Genomic DNA, 24,335 nt, shown 5'->3' with positions numbered 1-24,335 from the left:
CGCTGCCCCTCATCCCAGCCTTCTCCCGCCCGCGGGAGAAGGGCCGATCGCGCGGGCAGCAACCGGAACTCCCCTTATTTTTCACCCAAATATCCCTCTCTATCCCGCGCACCGCTTGCTATTCTTTGAGTCATTACGCAATGCCGGAGAGCGCAACCATCATGAGTACCCCACTGCTGATCGCCCAGACGCCTGACCTTCAACTGCATCTGCTGCCCGCCATGGCTAACCGTCACGGACTGATAACCGGTGCGACCGGCACCGGTAAAACCGTGACGCTGCAAAAGCTGGCTGAATCCTTCTCCGCCATCGGCGTGCCGGTGTTTATGGCCGATGTCAAAGGCGATCTTTCCGGCATTGCGGCCGCGGGCGACGGCTCGGAAAAGCTGCTGGCGCGGCTGGCGAAGATTGGCGTCACCGACTGGCAGGCGCAGAAAAATCCGGTGATGCTGTGGGATATTTTCGGCCAGCAGGGCCATCCGGTGCGCGCGACGGTTTCCGATCTCGGTCCGCTGCTGCTGGCGCGGCTGCTCAGCCTCAACGAGGTGCAGTCCGGCGTGCTGCAAATTATCTTCCGTATCGCCGACGATCAGGGCCTGCTACTGCTGGACTTCAAAGATTTGCGCGCCATGACGCAATACATCGGTGATAACGCCAAAGCGTTTCAGACGCAGTACGGCAATATCAGCAGCGCCTCGGTGGGCGCCATTCAGCGCGGCCTGCTGGCGCTGGAGCAGCAAGGGGCTGAACACTTCTTTGGTGAACCGATGCTGGATATCCGTGACTGGGTGCGCTGCGACGCTGACGGCAAAGGCTTCATCAATATCCTGGCAGCGGAAAAGCTTTATCAGCAGCCGAAACTCTACGCCACCAGCCTGCTGTGGCTGCTGGCGGAACTGTATGAACAGCTGCCGGAAGCCGGCGATCTGGACAAACCAAAGATGGTGTTCTTCTTTGACGAAGCGCATCTGCTGTTTAACGACGCGCCGCCGGTGCTGCTGGAGAAAGTGGAACAGGTGATTCGCCTGATTCGCTCGAAAGGCGTTGGCGTGTACTTTGTCACGCAGAATCCGGCGGACATTCCGGATAATGTGCTCGGTCAGTTGGGTAACCGCGTGCAGCATGCGCTGCGTGCCTTCACGCCGAAAGACCAGAAAGCGGTAAAAAGCGCCGCCGAAACGATGCGCGCCAACCCGGCGTTCAATACCGTGGAGGCGATTCAGGCGCTGGGCACCGGCGAGGCGCTGATCTCTTTCCTCGATGAGAAAGGCAGTCCGTCGATGGTGCAGCGCGCCATGGTGATCGCGCCGGGCTCGCGCATGGGGCCGGCCACTCCTGATGAACGCAACAGCCTGATCAACCATTCGCCGCTGTACGGCAAATACGACAGTGCCGTCGATCGCGAATCGGCGTTCGAAATGTTACAGCAAGGCGTGCAGGCCGCGCCGCAGCAGGCTGATGCGCCGCCCAGCAAAGGCAATAGCGTGGCGGTGGATGATGGCATTCTGGGCGGGCTGAAAGAGATTCTGTTCGGCAGCACCGGGCCGCGCGGCGGCAAGCGCGACGGCGTGGTACAGAGCGTGGCGAAAAGCGCGGCGCGCCAGGTGACCAATCAGATCATCCGCGGCGTGCTGGGCAGTCTGCTCGGTGGACGCCGCCGTTAATCGCCCTCTGCTATGATCGTGATATGGATAAATATCAACAATTAAAACGGAGCAAGCGTCTGGCCCTGTCGCTGCTGCTGATTGCCGCCGCGACCTTTGTCGTGACGCTGTTTCTGCCGCCCACGTTCTGGGTGCTGGGGCTGAAGGCGATTGCCGAAGCGGCGATGGTCGGTGCGCTGGCCGACTGGTTTGCGGTGGTGGCGCTGTTTCGTCGCGTGCCGGTACCGTTCATCTCGCGCCATACGGCAATCATTCCACGCAACAAAGATCGCATCGGCGAGAATCTTGGCCGCTTCGTGCAGGAGAAGTTTCTCGATACCGATTCGCTGCTGGCACTGATTCGCCGCCACGATCCGTCACAGCTGCTGGCGCAGTGGCTCAATACGCCGGGCAACGCCGATCGCATTGGTCGCCATCTGCTGCAGGTGATGCGCGGTTTCCTCGATCTTACTGACGATCAGCGTATTCAGCGCTTTTTGCGCCGCGCGGTGCATCGCGCACTGGATAAGGTCGATCTGACCCAGTCCAGCGCGCTGCTGCTGGACAGCCTGACCAAAAACAACCGCCACCAGGAGCTGCTGGACGCTGCTGTGCAACAACTGCTGCGTCTGCTGCACAAACCCGGCACGCGCGAGTTTATCGCGCTGCAGATTGTGCGCTGGCTGAAACGCGAACATCCGATCAAGGCCAAAGTGCTGCCGACCGAATGGCTGGGCGAACACAGCGCCGAGCTGGTCGCCAACGCGGTGGATTCGATTCTGGATGAAGTGGCGCGCGACCAGGGCCACGAATTCCGCCTCGGTTTTAACCGCGCGGTACAGCGCCTGATTGAGCGACTGAAAAGCGATCCGGAGATGGCCGAACGGGCTGAGACCATCAAACACTGGTTGAAAGAGGATGAGTCATTTAACCGTTATATCAGCGAGCTGTGGCAGGACCTGCGCCGCTGGCTGAAGAGCGACCTCAACAGTGATGATTCGCGCGTGCAGGAGCGGGTGCGGCTGGCGGCGCTGTGGCTGGGCGAAACGCTGGCTGCCGATGAAGCACTGCGTACCTCAATGAATCAGCATCTGGAAGACGCTGCGCGCAGCGTCGCGCCGGAGTTTGCGGCGTTTCTCACCCGTCACATCAGCGATACGGTGAAGAGCTGGGATGCGCGCGAGATGTCGCAACAGATTGAGCTGAACATTGGCCGTGATTTGCAGTTTATCCGCATCAACGGCACGCTGGTGGGCGGTACCATTGGCCTGGTGCTGTTTTTGCTGTCGCAGCTGCCGGGCTGGGTGCAGACGTTGCGCTAACGGTGCGGGCATCGACCTGGCTGGCATAAATAAAAAAGGTCGCCATGAATGGCGACCCTACGGTAACGGTGCGGGAATGACAGGGGCGCCCTGAATCGCGCCCCTGCAACCCTCACTACCGCCGTTTCAGCAACAGGTACAAACTGATGGCGAAGAACGCGCCGCTTGGCAGAATCGCGCCCAGCACCGGCGGTAAACCGTACACCAGACTCAGCGGCCCGAAGATCTGATCCAGCACGTAGAACAGGAAGCCAAAGCTGATGCCGGTGACCACGCGCACGCCCATCGATACGCTTCTCAGCGGACCAAAGATAAACGACAGCGCCATCAGCATCATCACCGCCACTGACAGCGGCTGGAAGATTTTGCCCCACATATTCAGCAGGTAGCGCCCGGATTCCTGGCCGCTCTGTTTGAGATACTTGCTGTAGTTATACAGACCGCTGATCGACAGCGCGTCCGGGTCCAGCGCCACCACGCCCAGCTTGTCTGGCGTCAGATTGGTTTTCCATTCCCCGCTCAGGCTCTGTGAACCGGTAATCTGCTTCGGGTCTTTCAGGTCCGACTCATCCACCTGCGACAGCTCCCACAGTTTGCGATCTTTATTCCAGACCGCGGTGGCGGCATAGCGCACGCTCAGCAGACGTCGCTGGTCGGTGAAGCGATAGATACTGACGCCGTCGATCTCGTTGTCGCCTTTAATGCGCTCAATGTAGATAAAGTCATTGCCGTCTTTCGCCCACAGGCCGTTTTGCGTCGAAACAAGCGAGCCGCCGTACAGCTGCTGCGCCCGGTAGTTACGCGCCATCTGCTCGCCCTGCGGGGCGACAAACTCGCCCACCGCCATGGTCAGCAGCACCAGCGGAATCGCGGTTTTCATTACCGCCAGCGCCACCTGCAGACGGGTAAAGCCGGAGGCCTGCATCACCACCAGTTCGCTGCGCTGCGCCAGCGTGCCCAGCCCCAGCAATGCGCCCAGCAGCGCCGCCATCGGGAAGAAGATCTCGATATCTTTCGGCACGCTGAGCAGCGTGTAGTAACCGGCATCCAGCGCGGTATACGCGCCCTGCCCGGTTTTACGCAGCTGATCAACAAACTTAATGATGCCCGACAGCGACACCAGCATGAACAGCGTCATCATGATGGTGTTGAAGATGGTTTTGCCGATATAGCGGTCAAGGACCTTAAACATCACACGGATCCTCCACGGCTAAAGCGCGCGCGGAAACGGCGCATCGGTACGGTATCCCATACGTTAAGCGCCACCGCCAGCGCCAGATACGCCAGGTTGACCACCCACATCCAGATCGCCGGATCAAACCGGCCTTTCGCCGCGTTGGAGCGCAGCGAGCTCTGCAGCAGGAAGAAGATCAGGTAGAGCAGCATTGCCGGCAGCATCGACAGCACGCGGCCCTGACGCGGGTTAACCACGCTGAGCGGCACCACCATCAGCGCCATCACCAGCACAGCGAACACCAGCGTCAGACGCCAGTGCAGCTCCGCCTGAAACTGCGGCGTTTTGGTTTTTATCAGCGTGCTGATATCGGCCTGATCGGCATCGTTAGGATCGAGCACCGCCTCTTTGTACCCCACCAGCGCCTGATAATTGACGAAGTCGGTAATACGGAAGTCACGCAGCAGCGCCGTGCCTTCAAAGCGCGTGCCTTTATCCAGCGTCACGGTCTGCGAGCCATCTTTGTGCTGCTCCATGTGGCCGCTGTCTGCCAGCACCACCGATGGCCGTGCATTGCCCTTCGGTCGCAGTTGCGCCAGGAACACGCTGCCGAATTTGTTGCCCTTCACGTCTTCGACGAACAGCACGGTGTTGCCGTCGCTGGAGGTCTGGAACTGCCCCGCCGCCAGCGCCGCCGCGCCCGGATTGGCTTTGGCATTTTGTGTCACTTCATCCTGATAGCGCGAGGACCACGGGCCAAGCCAGATCACGTTGACCGCCGCCACCAGCGAGGTGAACAGCATCAGGATCATCGCCGCTTTAATCAGGACACCTTTACCCAGCCCGCAGGCGTGCATCACCGTAATTTCACTTTCGGTGTACAGCCGCCCAAGGGTCATTAAAATCGCCAGAAACAAGCTTAGGGGCAGGATAAGTTGTGCCATTTCAGGCACGCCAAGTCCTAACAATGTCAGAACCAGATTTGTTGGGATTTCGCCATCCACCGCCGCACCCAAAATCCTGACTAACTTCTGGCAAAAGAAGATAAGTAGCAGGATGAACAGGATAGCCAGCTGGCTTTTGAGCGTTTCCCGAACCAGATATCTAATGATGATCACGCTTAGTACGCCTGTGAAAACTTGTCTTTTTGCAGGAAAATCGCTAGTTTCAACGCTTATCAGCCATTTTTCTTCATCAATGGCCGTCATGGTAGCTAAAATAGTATGACGAACGCGTTAGGGTGGTGAAAAAACAACACATTGTCACCCCACTCATTATGGCCGCCGGCGTTAAATTGTCATGGCGTCGCAACAAATTAATGGGTTACGAACGCGCTACATTCTAACGACAGCTAAGGCCGTTGTCTTTAAGATTCAGGAGAGTGCATGGAGTTCAGTGTAAAAAGCGGTAGCCCGGAAAAACAGCGCAGCGCCTGCATTGTGGTTGGCGTTTTCGAACCGCGTCGTCTGTCACCGATTGCCGAGCAGTTGGATAAGATCAGCGATGGCTACATTAGCGCGCTGCTGCGCCGCGGTGAGCTGGAGGGCAAAGTGGGCCAGACGCTGCTGCTGCACCATGTGCCAAATATCCTGTCCGAACGTATCCTGCTGATCGGCTGTGGTAAAGAGCGTGAGCTGGATGAGCGCCAGTACAAACAGGTGATTCAGAAAACCATCAATACCCTGAACGACACCGGTTCAATGGAAGCGGTGTGCTTCCTGACCGAGCTGCACGTTAAAGGGCGCAATACCTACTGGAAAGTGCGCCAGGCGGTAGAAACCTCTAAAGAGGCGCTGTACAACTTCGACCAGCTGAAAAGCAACAAAGTTGAGCCGCGCCGTCCGCTGCGCAAGCTGGTGTTCAACGTGCCGACCCGCCGTGAGCTGACCAGCGGTGAGCGCGCTATTCAGCACGGTCTGGCCGTTGCCGCCGGCGTCAAAGCGGCGAAAGACCTGAGCAATATGCCGCCGAATATTTGTAACGCCGCGTATCTGGCGTCGCAGGCACGTCAGCTGGCCGATGCGTACAGCAAAAACGTCACCACCCGCGTGATTGGCGAACAGCAGATGAAAGAGCTGGGCATGAACGCCTATCTGGCGGTCGGTGCCGGTTCGCACAATGAGTCGCTGATGTCGGTGATTGAGTACAAAGGCAGCAGCGACGCCGATGCGCGCCCTATCGTGCTGGTAGGTAAAGGGCTGACCTTTGACTCCGGTGGCATCTCCATCAAGCCTGCCGAGGCGATGGATGAGATGAAATATGACATGTGCGGCGCGGCGTCGGTGTACGGCGTGATGCGCATGGTGGCGGAGCTGAATCTGCCGCTGAACGTGGTCGGCGTGCTGGTGGGCTGTGAGAACATGCCGGACGGGCGCGCGATGCGTCCGGGCGACGTGCTGACCACCATGTCCGGCCAGACGGTTGAAGTGCTGAATACCGATGCCGAGGGCCGCCTGGTGCTGTGCGATGCGCTGACCTACGTTGAGCGCTTCGATCCGGAAGTGGTGATTGACGTCGCCACCCTGACCGGCGCCTGCGTGATTGCGCTGGGCCATCACGTCAGCGGGTTGATGTCGAACCACAATCCGCTGGCGCACGAGCTGATTAGCGCATCAGAGCAGTCGGGCGACCGCGCGTGGCGTCTGCCGATGGCCGACGAGTATCAGGAGCAGCTGGAATCCAACTTTGCCGATATGGCCAACATCGGTGGCCGTCCGGGCGGCGCAATTACCGCCGCCTGCTTCCTGGCACGCTTTGCGCGTAAGTTTAACTGGGCGCACCTGGATATCGCCGGCACCGCCTGGCGCTCCGGCAAAGCCAAAGGCGCGACCGGCCGTCCGGTGCCGCTGCTGTCGCAGTTCCTGCTGAACCGCGCTGGCCTGAACGGCGACGATTAAGAGCCAGGGCGAATGCTGCAACGGTACGCATGAATGCGTTTGACAGCGTGCGGCCATTGGAACGGTGCGCATGAATGCGCACCCTACGGGTGTGATGGTGCGTATAAATGCGTTAAATACCGTGCGGCCATTGATACGGTGCGCATGAATGCGCACCCTACGGTGTAGGGTCGCCGTTCACGGCGACCTGATTATCAGCCGCACGGTTTACAGGGTCGCCGTTCATGGCGACCTTATTATTGGACGCCGCAATCTTACTGTCGCACAATGCGCCCCACTGTCATTGATGGAAATAACCTGCCATGAAAAACGCCACCTTCTTCGTCATGGAGTCTGAAAGCGCCAGCGACGGCTTAAGCGCCATCGAAGCGCTGGTGTGCGAGTTGGCCGCCAGCCGCTGGCGAGACGGTAAGCGCATCCTGATTGCCTGCGAAGATGAACAGCAGGCCAATCGGCTGGATGAAGCACTGTGGCAGCGTCCGGCCAACGCCTTTGTGCCGCACAACCTGGCCGGCGAAGGCCCGCGCTACGGCGCGCCGGTTGAGCTGGCCTGGCCGCAGCGACGCGGCAGTGCGCCGCGCGATCTGCTGATCAGCCTGCTGCCGCAGTTCGCAGATTTTGCTACCGGTTTCCATGAAGTGATAGACTTCGTACCTTATGAAGAATCCCTGAAACAACTGGCGCGCGACCGCTATAAAGCGTATCGCAGCGTTGGTTTCCAATTGAATACGGCGACGCCACCCCCGCCGCAAACGACATAGCAGATATGGAAAAGACATATAACCCGCAAGATATCGAGCAGCCGCTCTACGAGCACTGGGAACAGCAGGGCTACTTCAAACCGAATGGCGATACCAGCCAGGAAAGCTTTTGCATCATGATCCCGCCGCCGAACGTCACCGGTAGCTTGCATATGGGTCACGCCTTCCAGCAAACCATCATGGATACCATGATCCGCTACCAGCGCATGCAGGGTAAAAACACCCTGTGGCAGGCAGGTACGGACCACGCCGGTATCGCCACGCAGATGGTGGTTGAGCGCAAGATCGCCGCTGAAGAGGGCAAAACGCGTCAGGATTACGGTCGTGACGCCTTTATCGAAAAAATCTGGCAGTGGAAGGCTGAATCCGGCGGCACCATCACCCGCCAGATGCGTCGCCTCGGCAACTCGGTTGACTGGGAGCGCGAGCGCTTCACCATGGATGAAGGCTTGTCCAACGCGGTGAAAGAAGTCTTCGTCCGTCTGTACAAAGAAAACCTGATTTACCGTGGCAAGCGCCTGGTGAACTGGGATCCGAAACTGCGCACGGCGATCTCTGATCTCGAAGTGGAAAACCGCGAGAGCAAAGGCTCAATGTGGCACATTCGCTATCCGCTGGCTGACGGCGTGAAAACTGCCGAAGGCAAAGATTACCTGGTGGTGGCCACTACCCGTCCGGAAACCCTGCTGGGCGATACCGGCGTGGCGGTCAACCCGGAAGATCCGCGTTATAAAGATCTGATCGGCAAAGAAGTGATCCTGCCGCTGGTGAACCGTCGTATTCCGATCGTCGGCGACGAACACGCCGATATGGAGAAAGGCACCGGCTGCGTGAAGATCACCCCGGCGCACGACTTCAACGACTACGAAGTGGGCCGTCGTCACAAGCTGCCGATGATCAACATCCTGACCTTTGATGGCGACATCCGCGAGCGTGCGGAAGTGTTCGACACCAACGGTGAAGTCAGCGATGCCTGTTCCGATGAAATTCCGCCGCAGTTCCAGAAGATGGAGCGTTTCGCCGCGCGTAAAGCGATTGTCGCCGCCGTTGACGAGCTCGGCCTGCTCGACGAAATCAAACCACACGATCTGACGGTGCCATACGGCGACCGCGGCGGCGTGGTGATCGAGCCGATGCTGACCGATCAGTGGTACGTGCGCACGGCCCCGCTGGCGAAAGTCGCGGTGGAAGCGGTAGAAAACGGCGACATTCAGTTTGTGCCGAAGCAGTACGAAAACATGTACTTCTCATGGATGCGCGACATCCAGGACTGGTGCATCTCGCGTCAGCTGTGGTGGGGCCACCGCATTCCGGCCTGGTACGACAACAACGGTAACGTCTATGTCGGCCGCAGCGAAGAAGAAGTGCGCCAGGAAAATAATCTGGCCGCCGACGTGACGCTGCGCCAGGATGACGACGTGCTTGATACCTGGTTCTCTTCCGGCCTGTGGACATTCTCTACGCTGGGCTGGCCGGAGAATACCGAAGCGCTGCGCACCTTCCATCCTACCAGCGTGCTGGTGAGCGGCTTCGACATCATCTTCTTCTGGATTGCGCGCATGATCATGCTGACCATGCACTTCATCAAAGATGAAAACGGCAAGCCGCAGGTTCCGTTTAAAACCGTCTACATGACTGGTTTGATCCGCGATGAAGAAGGCCAGAAGATGTCCAAGTCGAAAGGCAACGTCATCGATCCGCTGGATATGGTGGACGGCATTTCGCTGGAAGATCTGCTGGAGAAACGCACCGGTAACATGATGCAGCCGCAGCTGGCTGAGAAGATTCGCAAACGCACCGAGAAGCAGTTCCCGGACGGTATCGTGCCTTCCGGCACCGATGCGCTGCGCTTCACCCTCGCCGCGCTGGCGTCCACCGGTCGTGACATCAACTGGGATATGAAGCGCCTGGAAGGCTACCGCAACTTCTGTAACAAGCTGTGGAACGCCAGCCGCTTCGTGCTGATGAACACCGAAGATCAGGATTGCGGCCAGAACGGCGGCGAGCTGAAGCTGTCGCTGGCGGATCGCTGGATCCTGACGGAATTCAACAGCACCGTGAAAGCGTACCGTGAAGCGCTGGATAGCTATCGCTTTGATATCGCTGCCAACATTCTGTACGACTTCACCTGGAACCAGTTCTGTGACTGGTATCTGGAGCTGACCAAGCCGGTGATGAACAGCGGCAGCGAAGCGGAGCTGCGCGGTACGCGCAACACGCTGGTGACGGTGCTGGAAGCGTTGCTGCGCCTGGCGCATCCGATCATCCCGTTCATTACCGAGACCATCTGGCAGCGCGTGAAAGTGCTGAAGAACATCGACCACGATACCATCATGCTGCAGCCGTTCCCGCAGTATGACGCGGCGAAGGAAGACGCGGAAGCGAAGGCCGATATCGAGTGGATGAAGCAGGCGATTGTGGCGGTGCGTAATATCCGTGCCGAAATGAACATCGCGCCAAGCAAGCCGCTCGACGTGCTGCTGCGCGACTGCTCGCCGGCGGCGCAGCGTCGTGTTGAAGAGAACCGCAACTTCCTGTCGCGCCTGGCGCGTCTGGAAAGCCTGACCATTCTGCCAGCCGGCGAGAAGGGTCCGGTCTCGGTGACCAAGATTGTTGATGGCGCGGAGCTGCTGATCCCGATGGCAGATCTGGTCAACAAGGAAGCCGAGCTGGAGCGTCTGGCGAAAGAGCTGGTGAAGCTGGATGTCGAGATCGAGAAGATTCAGACCAAACTGGCTAACGAAGGCTTTGTATCGCGCGCACCGGAAGCGGTGGTAGCGAAAGAGCGCGAGCGCGTAGCCGAGCTGGAGCAATCAAAAGCAAAACTGATTGAACAGCAGGGCGTGATTGCGGCATTGTAAGCGCTTCAGTCCTGACGCTTAATCGAAGCCGGGCACTGCCCGGCTTTTTTCTATCGGAAGATTATGATGACCACCGCCACGCCACTTAACCTGCAGGTGCGCCCGATTGTCGCCGCCGATAATCCGCGGATTGCGCAGGTGATCCGCGATGTCTCCGCCGAGTTCGGCCTGACGGCGGATAAAGGTTATACCGTGTCCGACCCGCAGCTCGATCGGTTGTTTGAACTTTACAGTGCGGCGGACAGCGCTTACTGGATCGTGGAGCATGAAGGTCAGGTGGTCGGCGGCGGCGGCGTGGCGCCACTGGCCTGCAGCGCACCGGATATCTGTGAGTTGCAGAAGATGTATTTCCTGCCGTCGGTGCGCGGGCTGGGTTTAGCGCGCGAACTGGCGCTGCGCGCAATGGATTTTGCCCGCCAGCGCGGGTTCCGGCGCTGCTACCTGGAGACCACCGGCAGCCTGACGCGTGCCATTAAACTCTATCAGTCGCTGGGCTTTGAACAGATTGCGGACGCGATGGGCTGTACCGGCCACGTGGATTGCGAAGTGAGAATGCTGCGGGTGTTGTGAGGGAAAAACCACTCACTTCTCTACCGCAACGCCCTGCGCCAGCTGACCAATTAACGCCCCCAGCGTCTCTACCGCCGCCTCGGCGCGTGCATCCCATGGCCAGGCGGTGTTGAAGCGGAAGCAGTGGCTGAAACTCTCGCTGCTGGAAAACAGCTGGCCCGGCGCAATACTGATGCCCTGCTGCAGCGCCAGATGATACAGCTGCGTGGCGTTAATCTGCTCCGGCAGGGTAATCCACAAAAAGTAGCCACCGGGCGTATCGCTGATGTGCGCCTCGGCGGGCAGTACGCGGCGCAGCGCCTGCTGTGCCAGCTGTTTGCGCTTCGCCAGCGTCTGTCGCAGCTTTTTCAGATGCGTATCGTAGCTGCGGGTGCTAAGAAAATCCGCCAGCGCCAGCTGCATCGGCGCGCTGGTCGAGAGCGTACTCATCATCTGAATACGCTGCACGCGCTGCGCATAGCGCCCCGCCGCGACCCAGCCCACGCGAAATCCCGCCACCAGATTTTTCGAAAAGCTGCCGCAGTGCAGCACGTAACCCTCGCGGTCGAACGCTCTGGCCGGCAACGGCTTATCGTGGCCGTGATACAGGTCGCTGTAGACGTCGTCCTCTATCATCGCCACCTGATAACGCGTCAGCAGTGCCACCAGCTGCTGTTTGCGCTCGGCGCTGAGCGTAAAGCCGAGCGGATTCTGCCGGTTGGTCATCAGCCAGCAGGCTTTCACCGGCCAGCGCTGCAGCGCCTGCTCCAGCTCATCCAGATCGATGCCCTGCTCCACATCGCTGGCGATAGCAATCGCGTTCAGCTTAAGCCGTTCAATCGCCTGCAACGCGCCATAGAAGGAAGGGTTCTCAATCACCACCCAGTCGCCCGGTTCGGTCACCGCCTGCAGGCTGAGGTTCAGTGCTTCCATCGCACCGTTGGTAATGACGATGTCATCCGGCGACAGCGTAATGCCCTGCTGCGCATAACGCTGGGCGAGGATTTTTCGCAGCGCTTCATTACCGGGCGGCAGATTATTCAGGGCATCGGTGGGTTTAAGATTGTGCGAGACCTTCACCAGCGAGCGCATCAGCTGGCGCTGGGGAAACAGTTCCGGATCGGGGAAGGCAGAACCAAACGGCATGATGGCCGGATCGCGCGTCGCCTGCAGCACATCAAACACGAAGCTGTTGGTATCGGCCTGATCGGTTTTAGCGATCGCCTGGGTTGGCAAACGCGGACGGCTCTCCGCCGCGCGCGGTGCCACGTAGTAGCCCGACTGCGGCTTCGACACAATCCAGCCCTGGCTCTCCAGCACCTCGTAAGCGTGCATCACCGTCATCAGGCTTAACCCGCTCTGCTCCGCCTGCTGGCGCAGCGACGGCAGCTTTTCACCCGGCGGCCAGATGCGTGCTTCGATTTGCGTACGTAGCTGATCTACCAGCTGCTGGTATTTGGCCATGGCTCCATTCCCTGCGACCTGCGTGCGCGCCAGTATAGCCTGCCAGCCATTGCTGCGGCTAAAAATCCGTGTCCTTTTCCCCGCGCGCCGCCAGTTTTCCTTCAAGACCGTTCTCGTTGGGAGAATTATCCGATCCACTAATAATCGCCGCCTGTCGTTTGATTCGGACAGATTCACCAGGACGTTAATTATTATCAAACAGGAATATTCATGAGCACAGCACTCACCAACGCAAAACAACTCTGGACTACCAATCCGCAGCGTATTTTTACCGGCTCAGCAGAAAGTGAAGCCGGCGGCATCATGGAAATTGTTATGGATGAGACAGTCTATACCGTCGCCATCGCCGCTGACGGCAGCTGGAGCTGGCAGCCGCCATTTCCGCTGGCTGAAGGCCCGCATAACCTCTCCGTACGTACCATTGACCGCGCCGGAAATATTGGTGCGCCTTCGCTATTAATCGTTAACGTTGATCTTACCGCGCCGAATCAGCCGATCATCATAAATGCACTGGATGACAACGGCGCAGCAACCGGGTTAATCGGTTCCGGTCAGCAAAGCGACGATCGCACGCCAACCCTGCGTGGCGTAGCGGAACCCGATAGCCTTATTCGTCTTTACAATGCACAAAATGAGGTGATTGGCAGCGTAAAGACTAACAGTAATGGCTATTGGGAAATCACGCCCACGCTGGCAGAAGGTACACACACTTTTTACGTTAAGGCAACGGATGGCCGCGGTTATGAGAGTGAGGCATCCGAACCTTTTCAGCTGACTATTGCTGATGATGCCCCACCCGTTTCAGCTAAAACAGAGATTAAGGATGCGATTGATGACACCGGTAGCGAGCCGGTAAGTTTGAAAAATGGCGCGGTGACTATCGATTACACACCGACTCTGCACGGTAGCGCCCCAGCTGACAGTGAAGTCCGCGTTCAGTATCGCCTGGCTAACGGCAAATGGATTGATGGCGGCCTTGCCAGCCGGACTGGCGATAACTGGAACTGGACGCCCGAGCCTGGACTGGGTCAGGGCGACTGGCAGTTTCGCGCCAATAGCGGTAGCGGCTGGACGGATGAGTTCACGCTCAAAATCGACCTTAAGCCACAAATTACCTATGCCCTGGACGACAACGGCACCAGCACCGGACAGCTGACAACAGGTGCCATCACCGACGATAAAACCCCAACGCTGACGGGGAAAGGCGTGCCTGGAACCATTATTCTGGTTGAGTACGGTCTCGCCAGCGGTGGCTGGAGCACCGCCGGTAGCGTAATGGTCGCCCCCGACGGTAACTGGTCACTGGTTTCGCCGCAGCTTACAAGCGACAGTAAGTGGGAATACCGCGCCTGTACGCTGGACGGAACAAGCAAAAGTAGCTGGACGCCAAAGTTCGTCCTGAACGTGTCCGCTGAAGCGGATAAAGTGCCAGAGATCACCCAGGCCGCTGATGATGCCGGTTCAGCCACCGGAAAATTAAGCAGTGGGAGCCTGACGGACGATAAAACCCCGACGCTGCAAGGCAAAGGCGCTCCAGGCGCAGTGATTGAAATCCATTACGGTTTATCTACAGATTACTGGAAAACAGCAGGTAGCGTGGTGGTGGATGAGAGCGGTAACTGGACATTTACATCACCGCTGCTAACTCAAGACGGTATCTGGGAATACAGGGCGCGTAGTACCAATGGTGCCGTGAATAGCGGCTGGAGCAAAACCTTTACCCTGAACGTGGGTGATGAGGCCGATAAAGCGCCTCAAATTACGCATGCAGTGGATAATGTCGGCACAGTCCAGGGGGATATTCAACACAATGGCAGGACCGACGATAAAACGCCGACACTGACGGGGAAAGGCGTACCTGGTGCAATTATCGAAATTGAGTATGGTAAACAATACGAATCCTGGAAATCAGCGGGCAGTACTAAAGTAGATGCTAACGGCAACTGGTCAATGGTCTCACCCGAACTAAGCAGCAACGGCATTTGGGTTTACCATGCCCGCAGCACTAACGGCATTAATAAAAGTGACTGGACGGGCAAATTTGTTATCGAACTGGGTGCTGATAAGGCGGTTAAAAGTACAGAGCAGGAGAATGCTCTTCTCAGCGATTCAATCACTGACGACGTTAGCAGTCTCGATTTGGCAAACCTGCCGGTCAGGCCTGGTGATTCGTCCGTGATCAACATGGATAATAGTACTGCAGGGATACTCACCGTAAACGCAGAAAATTTATTACAGCATGGTGAAAAAAGTCTGTTTATTAATGACGACAAAACACAGCTCGTGGTTATGGGTGATAAAGACGACACCGTTAAATTGACAGATTTAGTTCCCGGGACTGATATGACTGCCAGCTGGTCGCAGCTGAGCGGCACCGTTACTGTCGCTGGCATTCATTACCAGGTTTATAATCATGGCGATGCCGAACTGTTAGTACAGGAAGGGGTGAAAGTCGAGCTGATTTAATCCCCAGGCAAACCACACCTTTTTCTGGTGTGGTTTGCTGTTTTCATTTTGCTGGTTTTACCTTTCACAGCCATCACCGCAGCCAGTTTTCCTTCAAGACCTTTCTCGTTGGGAGAATTATCTGATCGACTAATAATCGCCGCCTGTCGTTTGATTCGGACAGATTCACCAGGACTCTGATTATTACTCAACAGGAAAACCTCATGAGCACAGCACTCACCAACGCAAAACAACTCTGGACTACCGATCCGCAGCGTACTTTTACCGGCTCAGCAGAAAGTGAAGCCGGCGGCATCATGGAAATTGTTATGGATGAGACAGTCTATAGCGTCGCCATCGCCGCTGACGGCAGCTGGAGCTGGCAGCCGCCATTTCCGCTGGCTGAAGGCCCGCATAATCTTTCCGTGCGTACCATTGACCGCGCCGGAAATATTGGTGCGCCATCGCTATTAATCGTTAACGTTGACCTTACCGCGCCGGACCAGCCACTGATTATTGGTGCCGATGACAATGCGGGTGATAAAACCGGTCCGGTCAGTTCCGGACAGCAGACCGACGACCGCACGCCAACCCTGAAGGGCGTGGCCGAGCCGGATAGTATCGTGCGCCTCTACAACGAGCAGAACCAGCTGACTGGCAGCGTTAAAGCCAGCAGCAGCGGTTACTGGGAAATCACCCCGACGCTGGCTGACGGTGAGCATGCGCTGTATGTGACGGCCACCGATGGGCGCGGCTACGTCAGCAAGGCATCGGAGACCTTCAAGCTAACCATTGCCGATGACGCAGCCGCCCCGGCACCCGGCAAAGTGGAAATCACCCACGCGCTCGATGACGCGGGTGCCGCACAGGGCAAACTGCTGGACGGCGCGCTGACCGATGACACCACGCCAACGTTGCGCGGCACCGCGCCGGCGGGCAGCAACGTGCTGATTCAGTACCGCGACGTGAACGGCCAGTGGGTTGACGGCGGTTACGCCACGCTGAACGGCACCGAATGGAGCTGGACGCCGGATCAGGCGCTGGGTGAAAGCAAGTGGGAGTTCCGTGCCAATGCGGGCAACGGCTGGACGGATGAGTTCACGCTGGAAATTGATTTGACGCCTCAGAGCGAACTTTCCATCACGCATGCGTGGGATGATTTTGGCATCAATACCGGATTATTACACAGCGGTGCAATCACCGATGACCGTACGCCAACGCTGAACGGTCGCGCTGAGGCTAACAGTCTTGTCTATATCCACTTCCGTAACGCGTTGAGCGACTGGGAACTACTGGGCAGCGTGCAGGCTGGCGTGGATGGCAACTGGGTGTATGAAACCGACCGTATTTCACCGGGAAGCTATCAGTTCTCGGCCAGTGATAACGCTACAGCGCATAATAGCAACAGTGATTTTTCCCTGACGGTAGTTTCTGGGACTGGTTTAAAGCCATCAATCATCCACGCCGTTGACGATTTTGGTAACATAACGGGTGCTCTACAATCTAACGCTTCTACAGACGATCTCACTCCAGAAATACGCGGCAGGGCAGAAGCAAATGCTACTGTTTATATTCAATATCGTGAGGCTAATGGGAACTGGCAAGATGCAGGCACTACTATAGCAGATGCGTCAGGCAACTGGCATATTGAATCACCTGAACTCACTTACAACAGTACTTTTCATTTTCGCGCGCAGTTAGTTACTAATACTGAAAACAGCGAGTGGTCTGAAAATTTCAATATTTCTACCACGCCTGACCTTCCCATTATATTGGGTGCAATTGATGACACGCCACCTTCAACAGGCATGATAAGCAATGGTGGAATTACTGATGATGAAAATCCCATATTAAAAGGGACAGGAACACCAGGTGAAATTATTATTATCGAATACCATCAAAGCAGCGCTCAATGGCAGGCAGGCGGTTCAGTCGTAGTCGATAAAAATGGAGAGTGGACATGGCAAGCCCCAAAACTGACCTTATTCAGCTATTGTAATTTCAGAGCAAAAAATCTCAACCAGCTGAATGATGACCTATGGAGTAAGCCTTTTCATATCAATCTTACATCACAAAATGATGGTCAAATACTTAAATGGGATTTCAATGATGGTACTTTTCAGGGCTGGAAACCTCTGGAGGGTTATGCGACAGGACGCCTGTTACAAGTGAGTTCATGGACATCAAAAGGTAAGTCAGTCGGAATTGACACAATGGGGTCTTACAATTATAAAGGCGAGGTAATGTCTCATGAATTCATCGTGGAAAAAGGAAAAAGATATAAAATCTCTTTTGACTCAATTGAACTCCCCATAGTAAACTTTAATTTCGCTAAAATTGGATTTAAAATAGATGGTCAGTTTGTTATACCAGAACAATCTTTGAGTAAAAGCTGGGAAACTCGTACGGGGTTTTATACTGCTAGTGAGACAAAGGTTGTACAACTGATATTAACTAATGGTACATCCGGTTCAAATGGCAATGATTTTAGCATCGACAATATCACAATCGAACCTGTCGATAATAAAGTTCAGGCCATGACAGAGATTGTGACGTTTGACGACAGCCACATATACCTGACGGGTGAAGAGGCGAATATCGAATTATCAAACCTGCTTAGCCAACATGACATCATTACCACTGTCGATCTCTCCGGCCATGGCAACAATGCTCTGCAGGTTGATACCAAAACCTTATTGCAGCATGGCGCACAAGATCTGTTTATTGAAGACGGTAAAGTGCAGATGATGGTGAAGGGCGAACGAGGCGATTCCGTTAAGCTGGCTGATTTAGTTTCTGATGAGCAGAGTGAAATTAGCTGGGTACAGCAGAATGGTCATGTCACTGTAGGGGGGATTCAATATAACGTATACAGCCACAACGATGCTGAACTGCTGGTGCAGGAAGGGGTGAAAGTCGAGCTGGTATAAGTTTTTTCTCCTCCTTTTTAGGTGAGCTTGAGGTAAAAGCCGTAGCAGGGATGCTGCGGCTTTTTTTGTTGGGTTAGTTGCGGTCTGGCCCTCACCCCGGCCCTCTCCCGCTCGCGGGAGAGGGAGAAAAGACATACAGCGTGCACACGGGAGAAGGAGAAAAGACATACAGCGCGCACGCGGGAGAGGGAGAAAAGACACACAGCGTGCACGTGGGAGAGAGAAAAGACATACCGCGCGCACCCGGAGACAGGAGCGACAGACGCCAGAAACCAGCCTCTACTCCACCGTCAGCGCCGCGGGTTTGTCCTTAACAAAGTCCGGTAGCTCGCTGATGCGCTCTGGCGGTAGCGGTTTGCCCAGCAGGAAACCCTGCAGGGTGTCGCAGCCGAGCCCGGTGAGGAACGCCTGCTGATCCTGGGTTTCCACGCCTTCGGCCACCACTTTGAGATCCAGCGACTGCGCCAGTGCGACGATGGCGGAGACGATGGTGGCATCTTCCGACTTGGCCTGCAGCTCGTTAACAAAGGCGCGGTCGATTTTCAGCTCGCTGGCCGGTAAGCGCTTGAGATACAGCAGGCTGGAGTAGCCGGTGCCGAAGTCATCAATCGAGGCTTTTACCCCCATGCTGGTCAGCTCGGTGAGGATGCGCACGCTCTCTTCCGGATCGCGCATCGCCGTGGTTTCGGTGACCTCCAGCGTCAGCAGCTCCGCCGGGATCTGGTGCTGTTCCAGCGCCTGCGTCACGGTGTCGACCAGGTTGCACTGCTCAAATTGCAAGGCAGAGAGGTTCACCGCCACCGACCAGTGCGGATGGCCCTGCTGATGCCAGATGTGCAGCTGGCGGCAGGCCTCGTTGATCACCCAGTTGCCGATATTAATGATCATGCCGGTCTTCTCGGCAATCGGCAAAAACTTGTCCGGCGTCAGCAGGCCGCGCGTCGGGTGCTGCCAGCGCAGCAGCGCTTCGAAGCCAATGATCGGCCCGCTCGGCGCGCAGTACTTAGGCTGATAGAACAGACGCAGCTCGTTGCTATCCAGCGCCTGCCACAGGTCGTTATTAAGCTGCAGCTGCGACTGCGCCAGCGTGTTCATGGACGGCTGGAAGAAGTTGTAGCCGTTACGGCCGTTGTTCTTGGTGTGATACATCGCGGCGTCGGCGTTAAACATCAGCTCGCGCTCGTCCTTGCCGTCACCGGGATAAACGGCGATGCCAATACTCAGCGACACCATCAGCTCGTAGCGTGACACGCTAAACGGGCGATCCACGGCTTTTACCAGCGCATCCGCCACCGCTGCGGCATCATTGGGATCGCCGATCTCAATCAGCAGCACAAACTCGTCACCGCCCAGCCGCGCCAGCGTGTAGTGCCCTTTCATCTGGTCGGTCATGCGCTCGGTTACTGCAATCAGCAGGTTATCGCCGACGTGATGACCAAAGGCATCGTTGACCGCTTTGAAGCCGTCGAGATCCATAAACATCAGCGCAAACTGCGAGCGCTCGCGGTTGGCCTTGTTGATCGCCTGCTCGAGGCGATCCTCCAGCAGGATGCGGTTCGGCAGTCGCGTCAGGTTATCGTGCAGCGCCAGTTGTGCCAGCTCGCGGTTGGCCTCCGCCAGCGAGCGCGCGAGGATCGAGGTGCGCGCCTGCATACGCGCGTCGAGCATCGAAACCAGCAGCGTAATGCCGAGAATCGCCAGCGTCACTACTGTGACCAGCATCGCCAGCCAGTCGCTGTTCACGCCGTGATGGGTGGCGTGACTGTGCATCGGGAAGTTCGCCGCCGCCATGCCGGTATAGTGCATGCCGGCAATGGCGCAGCCCATCACCACGGCTGCCCCGACGCGCAGTAGCGTGACGCGGCCATGTCCTTCGCGCAGGTTGAACGCCAGCCACAGCGCGGCACCGGAAGCCACCAGCGCAATCAGCACCGAAACCGCAATCCAGCCCCAGTTCCAGCTGATGCCCGGCTCAAACATCAGCGCCGCCATGCCGGTGTAGTGCATCGCCACCACGCCAGAACCCAGCACCAGCGCGCCGCCCATAAGCCGTCGCCACGGCAAGTCGCCGGACGAGCACACCAGCCACAGGGCAAAGATGGAGGCGAGAATCGCCACCACCATTGAGGCGGCGGTGAGCAGCGGATCGTAGCTCATCACCATATCCAGGCTCATCGACAGCATGCCGATAAAGTGCATGGCCCAGATACCCACGCCCATGGCGAAACCGCCGCCCAGCAGCCAGACCAGCGCCACCCGGCCGGTCGAGGAAGCGACGCGTCCCGCCATATCCAGCGCGGTAAACGAGGCCAGCATCGCTACCAGTATCGAGACGATAACGGTAAACGCATCGTACGAAGTCACTAACATAGTGATTTCCCATATAAAAAAGCTGTGTTAAGTCAGCTGTGGTGTTGTTGAAATGAAAAAGAAAATGTTGGTTTTATAATTGAAATTATCGGCAGACCGGCTGCCGATATGAGTCACTGAACGATGAAAGCTTCCGATGTGAAGGAGAACAAAAATTGCTGGTCAGGCGCCGGTGAGCGGCAGCACGTTATCAGGAAAGTGCGGCGCAATCTGCGTTGATGCAGTGAATTCGCCGATGCGCTCCGCCGGCGTTGGTTTGCCCAGCAGATACCCCTGCAGCGTGTCAAAGCCGAGACCGGTCAGCAGGCGCTGCTGCTCTTCGGTCTCCACGCCCTCCGCCACCATGCGCAGGTTAAGGCTTTGCGCCAGCGTCAGCATGGCGGTCACCACGGTTGCATCCTCACTGTCGGCACGCAGGCTGTTAATAAAGGCGCGATCAATCTTCAGCTCGCTGGCCTCAAGATGCTTGAGGTGCAGCAGATTGGCGTAGCCAATGCCAAAGTTGTCGATGGCCACTTTGACGCCAAGCCGCTGCAGTTCGGCGATGCGCTGCTGGCTGAACTGCGGATCGCGCATGGCGATGTTTTCCGTGATTTCCAGCATCAGCGCGCCTTCCGGCAGCTGGTAGCGCTGCAGCGTCTGGCGCAGCGTGTCGATCAGATCGCGCTGATGAAACTGCAGTGCGGAGAGGTTAACCGAGACGCTCCAGTCGCGATTGCCCTCGTCATGCCACTGCCGCAGCTGGCGGCAGGCTTCGTTGATCACCCAGTTGCCGAGCGCCACAATCTGGCCGGTTTTCTCGGCGCGCGCCAGAAACATATCCGGCATCAGCAAGCCGCGGCGCGGATGCTGCCAGCGCAGTAACGCCTCAAAACCCATCAGAATGGTCCCGCCCGCGCGAAATTTCGGCTGGTAGAACAGGCGCATCTCCTGGCACTCCAGCGCGTTCCATAAATCGTTGGCCAGCGCCAGCTGATGCTGCGCCACCGCGCTCATCACCGGTTCAAACAGGCTCCAGCCGTTACGCCCGCTGTGCTTGGTGTGGTACATGGCCGAGTCCGCGTTGAACATCATCTCCTGCGGGCTGCGGCCATGCTGCGGGAAGATCACAATACCGATGCTGAGCGAGACGCGCAGCGAGTAACGATCCAGCTCAAACGGTGCATCAATGCTGTGCACCAGCCGCTGCGCCAGCGCTTCAGCCTGCGTTGCCGCGTACTGCGGACACAGCATGACAAACTCATCGCCGCCGAGGCGCGCCAGCAAAATGTCCGCTTCCAGCTGGGTGCGCAGCCGTTCCGCCACGGCAACCAGCAAACGATCGCCGACGTGATGCCCCCAGGTATCGTTCACCGCTTTGAAGCCGTCGAGATCCATAAACATCAGGGCAAAGGGCTGGTCATACAGCGTCGCGTGTTTGATTTGCGTGCTGAGCTGCTGGTCCAGCATGACGCGATTGGGCAGTGCAGTGAGATTATCGTGCAGCGCCAGCTGGCGCAGCTCGCTGTTGGCGCGCCGCAGCCGGGCGGCAAGACGCGCCGCGCGCAGCTGGGCGTCCAGCATAGAGATCAGCAGCGTCAGACCGAGAATGGTGAGCGTGATGATGGTTACCCACACCGCCAGCCCCTCCTGCCCCATGCCGTGGTGCTGCATGCTGCCGGGCGCGCTGAAATGCGCGGCCGCCATGCCGGTGTAGTGCATGCCGGCAATCGCCACCCCCATCACCAGCGCCGCGCAGGCGCGCATCAGCAGCAGGCTCTCGCCATGGCGCAGATGGAATGCCAGCCACAGCGCGGCACCGGATGCGCCATAGGCAATCAGTACCGACAGTGCCACCAGGCGCAAATCCCAGTGAATGGCGGGTTCGATCAGCAGCGCCAGCATGCCGAGATAGTGCATGGCAACCACGCCGCTGCCGAGGATCACCGTGCCACGCAGCAGCCGGCGGCGCGTCAGATGGCTGCCCTGCAGGCCCTGCGCAAAGGCGAAGATGCTGGTGAGAATTGCCATCAGCAGCGAGAAGGCGGTGAGCGGAATGTCATAGCGCATGGTCATCGGCATCATCATCGCCAGCATGCCAATGAAGTGCATCGCCCAGATGCCAATGCCCATCGCCGTACCGCCGGCCACCAGCCACAGTTTCGCCAGCAGGCCGCGCGACACGGCGACGCGCCCGGCGGTATCCAGCGCCGTAAACGCCGCGATAAACGCCACAATCAGCGAAACGGCAACCAGAACGCTATCCCAGGTAACCAGCAACATGTGCGCTCCTCAACTCAACCCGCGGCGGCGCAGGTGCGGTATCGTCAATTAACAACAGAAAAAGTGAAAACATCAATGAGAGGTAGCTAATGACCACCCGCGCTGTGGCGACACAAAAACAGGTCCATAAATAACTGGAGGTATTACACGGCTATTTTTTATTCTCATCGTCTGTCGCGGCCGGGAAAAGTAATGATATCTGATTAATGCATGAACATAGCATTGAACCTGAAGTCGCGGTAGAGGGGGAAAACACTCGCCGTTTGGTTTTTTTAACGGGCCGCCAGCCCTTGTTATGACTGCGTTATCGGCGAAAAGGGAGAATTGATTAGCGAAAATTCTCCGGTGCGTTGTACAAGCGGCAAAAGGGTGTTCTATAGTAAATAAAACTGATATAAATCACTAACTCAGCCTTTAAGAATTTTCTTAGGTGGCAGGGCATTAAGTTCGTTTGCCGATCGCGGCGTCTTGTTATTTACGGGTTCGTTTCATTAATAAATCACCAGGCGAAAAAGCACTGACCTTGGATAATCAGTAAGGATTGATTATGAAACTCAAGCTTTTTCTTTTGGCTACCAGCCTGAGCGCCGCGCTCGCCCCTGCAACGGTTTTTGCTGCCACCACAACGGGAACCATCAATGCCACATTGACGCTCACCACCGGCTGTCTGGTGAACGGTCAGTCCGCCACCAGCGGGGTTAACTTCGGTACCCTGAACTTCGGTAGCAGCGCTGCAACCTTTGATACCTTAAACGCCACCCTGGTGGGTGCATCCGGGAACGGCATTTTTGTCCGCTGCACCACCGGCCAGACCTTCAATGTGCAGGTCACCAGCAGTAATCCGGCACCGGCCACTATTTACGGTACGGTGAGCGGCCAGCCGCGTTACCTGATCCTCGGCTCCAACAATACGCAGGGCATTGCTTACACGCTGTACAGCGACGCCGCGTTTACCACCGCCATCGCCAACAACACCAACATTGCCGCCAGCGGCACCACCGATCCGACGCTCGGCACCAACTATGCCATTTACGGTCGGGTAGTCGGCGGCGGCTTTAACCCACTGATTCCGGCCGGTACCTACACCGATACTATTAACGTGGCGGTGAACTACTGACGCCAGCGGTGGGGTAAGAAGGATGGTCTGGCTGCTGCGTGCTGGCAGCCTGGCCCTGCTGATAGGGAGCGTCCCGGCCTGGAGTTTGCCGACGGCCACCTTCCAGGTCTCTGCGTCAGTGGTGGCAGGCTGCGTGATCTCCGGTACCAATACCGGCGTGTTTGGCACGCTGAATTTTGGCACCCAGTCGGGCGTGGCGAGCAGCAGCGTCAGCGCCAGCTACGTGCAAAGTACCACCCTCACCCTCGCCTGCACGCCGGGTACCGCCCTCAGCATGAGCATCAATGGCGGCAGCAATTACACCAGCAGCCGCAATCTCAAACACACCAGTAACACCGATACCGTGGCGTACAGCCTGTATACCAACGCAGCGCACACCACGGCGATTCCGGTTAACTCGCCGGTGGCGCTGAGTTACAGCAACGCCAATAACATCGTGCTGCCGATTTACGGCCTGTTAACCCTGCCCGGCCCGACGCGCGCCGGGACTTATACCGATACGTTAACCGTCACCCTGAGCTGGTGACGGCAGCATAAAAA

Annotated in this window: 16 protein-coding genes; 10 read left to right on the top strand and 6 right to left on the bottom strand. The window is 57.4% G+C overall.

The genetic code is table 11. The features are described 5' to 3' along the window. The first annotated feature begins 161 nt into the window (after positions 1-161). Together K7H94_RS02800 and K7H94_RS02795 are read left to right on the top strand one after the other, a co-directional pair. A complete protein-coding gene (locus K7H94_RS02800) occupies positions 162-1,664 on the top strand; it encodes a helicase HerA-like C-terminal domain-containing protein (RefSeq protein ID WP_222951606.1) in 1,503 nt (500 codons plus the stop codon). A 23-nt stretch (positions 1,665-1,687) separates the two neighbouring features. Next, entirely contained in the window at positions 1,688-2,965 is a 1,278-nt protein-coding gene (locus K7H94_RS02795) for a DUF445 domain-containing protein (protein WP_222951605.1), read from the top strand. Between the two features lie 115 nt (positions 2,966-3,080). Here the strand turns inward: K7H94_RS02795 and lptG are convergent, their stop codons facing one another. After that, a complete protein-coding gene (gene lptG, locus K7H94_RS02790; protein WP_021506721.1) occupies positions 3,081-4,157 on the bottom strand; it encodes an LPS export ABC transporter permease LptG in 1,077 nt (358 codons plus the stop codon). Further along, positions 4,157-5,257 (bottom strand): LPS export ABC transporter permease LptF, encoded by a 1,101-nt coding sequence (gene lptF, locus K7H94_RS02785; protein ID WP_031279533.1) that lies wholly within the window; start codon positions 5,255-5,257, stop codon positions 4,157-4,159. The genes lptG and lptF overlap by 1 nt, the downstream gene beginning before the upstream one ends. Positions 5,258-5,524: 267 nt before the next feature. Between lptF and pepA the strand changes: the two genes are divergently transcribed. The 4 genes from pepA to K7H94_RS02765 all read left to right on the top strand — a co-directional run bounded on the left by pepA (position 5,525) and on the right by K7H94_RS02765 (position 11,228). After that, the gene (pepA, locus tag K7H94_RS02780; protein ID WP_021506719.1) at positions 5,525-7,036 is read left to right on the top strand and encodes a leucyl aminopeptidase; all 1,512 of its coding nucleotides are present in this window, start codon (positions 5,525-5,527) and stop codon (positions 7,034-7,036) included. Positions 7,037-7,338: 302 nt separating this feature from the next. Then, on the top strand, positions 7,339-7,797 hold the full coding sequence (locus K7H94_RS02775) for a DNA polymerase III subunit chi (RefSeq protein WP_058757215.1): 459 nt from the start codon (positions 7,339-7,341) through the stop codon (positions 7,795-7,797). Positions 7,798-7,802: 5 nt separating this feature from the next. Further along, positions 7,803-10,658, top strand: coding sequence for a valine--tRNA ligase (locus K7H94_RS02770; RefSeq protein ID WP_058757216.1), 2,856 nt, complete (start codon positions 7,803-7,805; stop codon positions 10,656-10,658). Positions 10,659-10,721: 63 nt separating this feature from the next. Continuing rightward, entirely contained in the window at positions 10,722-11,228 is a 507-nt protein-coding gene (locus K7H94_RS02765; RefSeq protein ID WP_370586218.1) for a GNAT family N-acetyltransferase, read from the top strand. Positions 11,229-11,240: 12 nt separating this feature from the next. Here K7H94_RS02765 and K7H94_RS02760 read toward each other — a convergent pair whose 3' ends face one another. Next, the gene (locus tag K7H94_RS02760; protein WP_058757217.1) at positions 11,241-12,671 is read right to left on the bottom strand and encodes an aminotransferase-like domain-containing protein; all 1,431 of its coding nucleotides are present in this window, start codon (positions 12,669-12,671) and stop codon (positions 11,241-11,243) included. 210 nt (positions 12,672-12,881) lie between these two features. Between K7H94_RS02760 and K7H94_RS02755 the strand changes: the two genes are divergently transcribed. Continuing rightward, on the top strand, positions 12,882-15,137 hold the full coding sequence (locus K7H94_RS02755; RefSeq protein WP_222951604.1) for an Ig-like domain-containing protein: 2,256 nt from the start codon (positions 12,882-12,884) through the stop codon (positions 15,135-15,137). Here the strand turns inward: K7H94_RS02755 and K7H94_RS02750 are convergent. Next, positions 15,134-15,328 (bottom strand): hypothetical protein, encoded by a 195-nt coding sequence (locus tag K7H94_RS02750; RefSeq protein WP_222951603.1) that lies wholly within the window; start codon positions 15,326-15,328, stop codon positions 15,134-15,136. The genes K7H94_RS02755 and K7H94_RS02750 overlap by 4 nt on opposite strands. A 12-nt stretch (positions 15,329-15,340) precedes the next feature. On the opposite strand from K7H94_RS02750, the gene K7H94_RS02745 reads away from it, so the two are divergent. Continuing rightward, entirely contained in the window at positions 15,341-18,046 is a 2,706-nt protein-coding gene (locus K7H94_RS02745; RefSeq protein WP_222951602.1) for an Ig-like domain-containing protein, read from the top strand. 279 nt (positions 18,047-18,325) lie between these two features. Here the strand turns inward: K7H94_RS02745 and K7H94_RS02740 are convergent, their stop codons facing one another. Together K7H94_RS02740 and K7H94_RS02735 are read right to left on the bottom strand one after the other, a co-directional pair. Further along, positions 18,326-20,416, bottom strand: coding sequence for a putative bifunctional diguanylate cyclase/phosphodiesterase (locus K7H94_RS02740; protein ID WP_222951601.1), 2,091 nt, complete (start codon positions 20,414-20,416; stop codon positions 18,326-18,328). 162 nt (positions 20,417-20,578) lie between these two features. Then, positions 20,579-22,678, bottom strand: a complete 2,100-nt coding sequence (locus K7H94_RS02735; RefSeq protein WP_222951600.1) for a putative bifunctional diguanylate cyclase/phosphodiesterase — start codon at positions 22,676-22,678, stop codon at positions 20,579-20,581. Positions 22,679-23,225: 547 nt separating this feature from the next. On the opposite strand from K7H94_RS02735, the gene K7H94_RS02730 reads away from it, so the two are divergent. Together K7H94_RS02730 and K7H94_RS02725 are read left to right on the top strand one after the other, a co-directional pair. Beyond that, positions 23,226-23,795 carry a spore coat protein U domain-containing protein gene (locus K7H94_RS02730; protein ID WP_021509578.1) on the top strand — a complete coding sequence of 190 codons (570 nt, stop codon included), beginning with the start codon at positions 23,226-23,228 and terminating at the stop codon, positions 23,793-23,795. Between the two features lie 22 nt (positions 23,796-23,817). Continuing rightward, entirely contained in the window at positions 23,818-24,321 is a 504-nt protein-coding gene (locus K7H94_RS02725) for a Csu type fimbrial protein (RefSeq protein WP_021509579.1), read from the top strand. The last annotated feature ends 14 nt before the right edge of the window (positions 24,322-24,335 follow it).

This window comes from Pantoea dispersa (assembly GCF_019890955.1).
Lineage (GTDB): Bacteria > Pseudomonadota > Gammaproteobacteria > Enterobacterales > Enterobacteriaceae > Pantoea > Pantoea dispersa.
This window is presented reverse-complemented; position numbering and strand designations above follow the sequence as displayed.

Coding starts and splice junctions, on each gene's coding strand:
- K7H94_RS02745 (WP_222951602.1), top strand. CDS start 15,341: ATGAGCACAGCACTCACCAACGCAAAACAACTCTGGACTACCGATCCG.
- lptG (WP_021506721.1), bottom strand. CDS start 4,157: ATGTTTAAGGTCCTTGACCGCTATATCGGCAAAACCATCTTCAACACC.
- K7H94_RS02725 (WP_021509579.1), top strand. CDS start 23,818: ATGGTCTGGCTGCTGCGTGCTGGCAGCCTGGCCCTGCTGATAGGGAGC.
- K7H94_RS02735 (WP_222951600.1), bottom strand. CDS start 22,678: ATGTTGCTGGTTACCTGGGATAGCGTTCTGGTTGCCGTTTCGCTGATT.
- K7H94_RS02755 (WP_222951604.1), top strand. CDS start 12,882: ATGAGCACAGCACTCACCAACGCAAAACAACTCTGGACTACCAATCCG.
- K7H94_RS02775 (WP_058757215.1), top strand. CDS start 7,339: ATGAAAAACGCCACCTTCTTCGTCATGGAGTCTGAAAGCGCCAGCGAC.
- K7H94_RS02795 (WP_222951605.1), top strand. CDS start 1,688: ATGGATAAATATCAACAATTAAAACGGAGCAAGCGTCTGGCCCTGTCG.
- K7H94_RS02800 (WP_222951606.1), top strand. CDS start 162: ATGAGTACCCCACTGCTGATCGCCCAGACGCCTGACCTTCAACTGCAT.
- K7H94_RS02730 (WP_021509578.1), top strand. CDS start 23,226: ATGAAACTCAAGCTTTTTCTTTTGGCTACCAGCCTGAGCGCCGCGCTC.
- pepA (WP_021506719.1), top strand. CDS start 5,525: ATGGAGTTCAGTGTAAAAAGCGGTAGCCCGGAAAAACAGCGCAGCGCC.
- K7H94_RS02740 (WP_222951601.1), bottom strand. CDS start 20,416: ATGTTAGTGACTTCGTACGATGCGTTTACCGTTATCGTCTCGATACTG.
- K7H94_RS02765 (WP_370586218.1), top strand. CDS start 10,722: ATGATGACCACCGCCACGCCACTTAACCTGCAGGTGCGCCCGATTGTC.
- K7H94_RS02770 (WP_058757216.1), top strand. CDS start 7,803: ATGGAAAAGACATATAACCCGCAAGATATCGAGCAGCCGCTCTACGAG.
- K7H94_RS02760 (WP_058757217.1), bottom strand. CDS start 12,671: ATGGCCAAATACCAGCAGCTGGTAGATCAGCTACGTACGCAAATCGAA.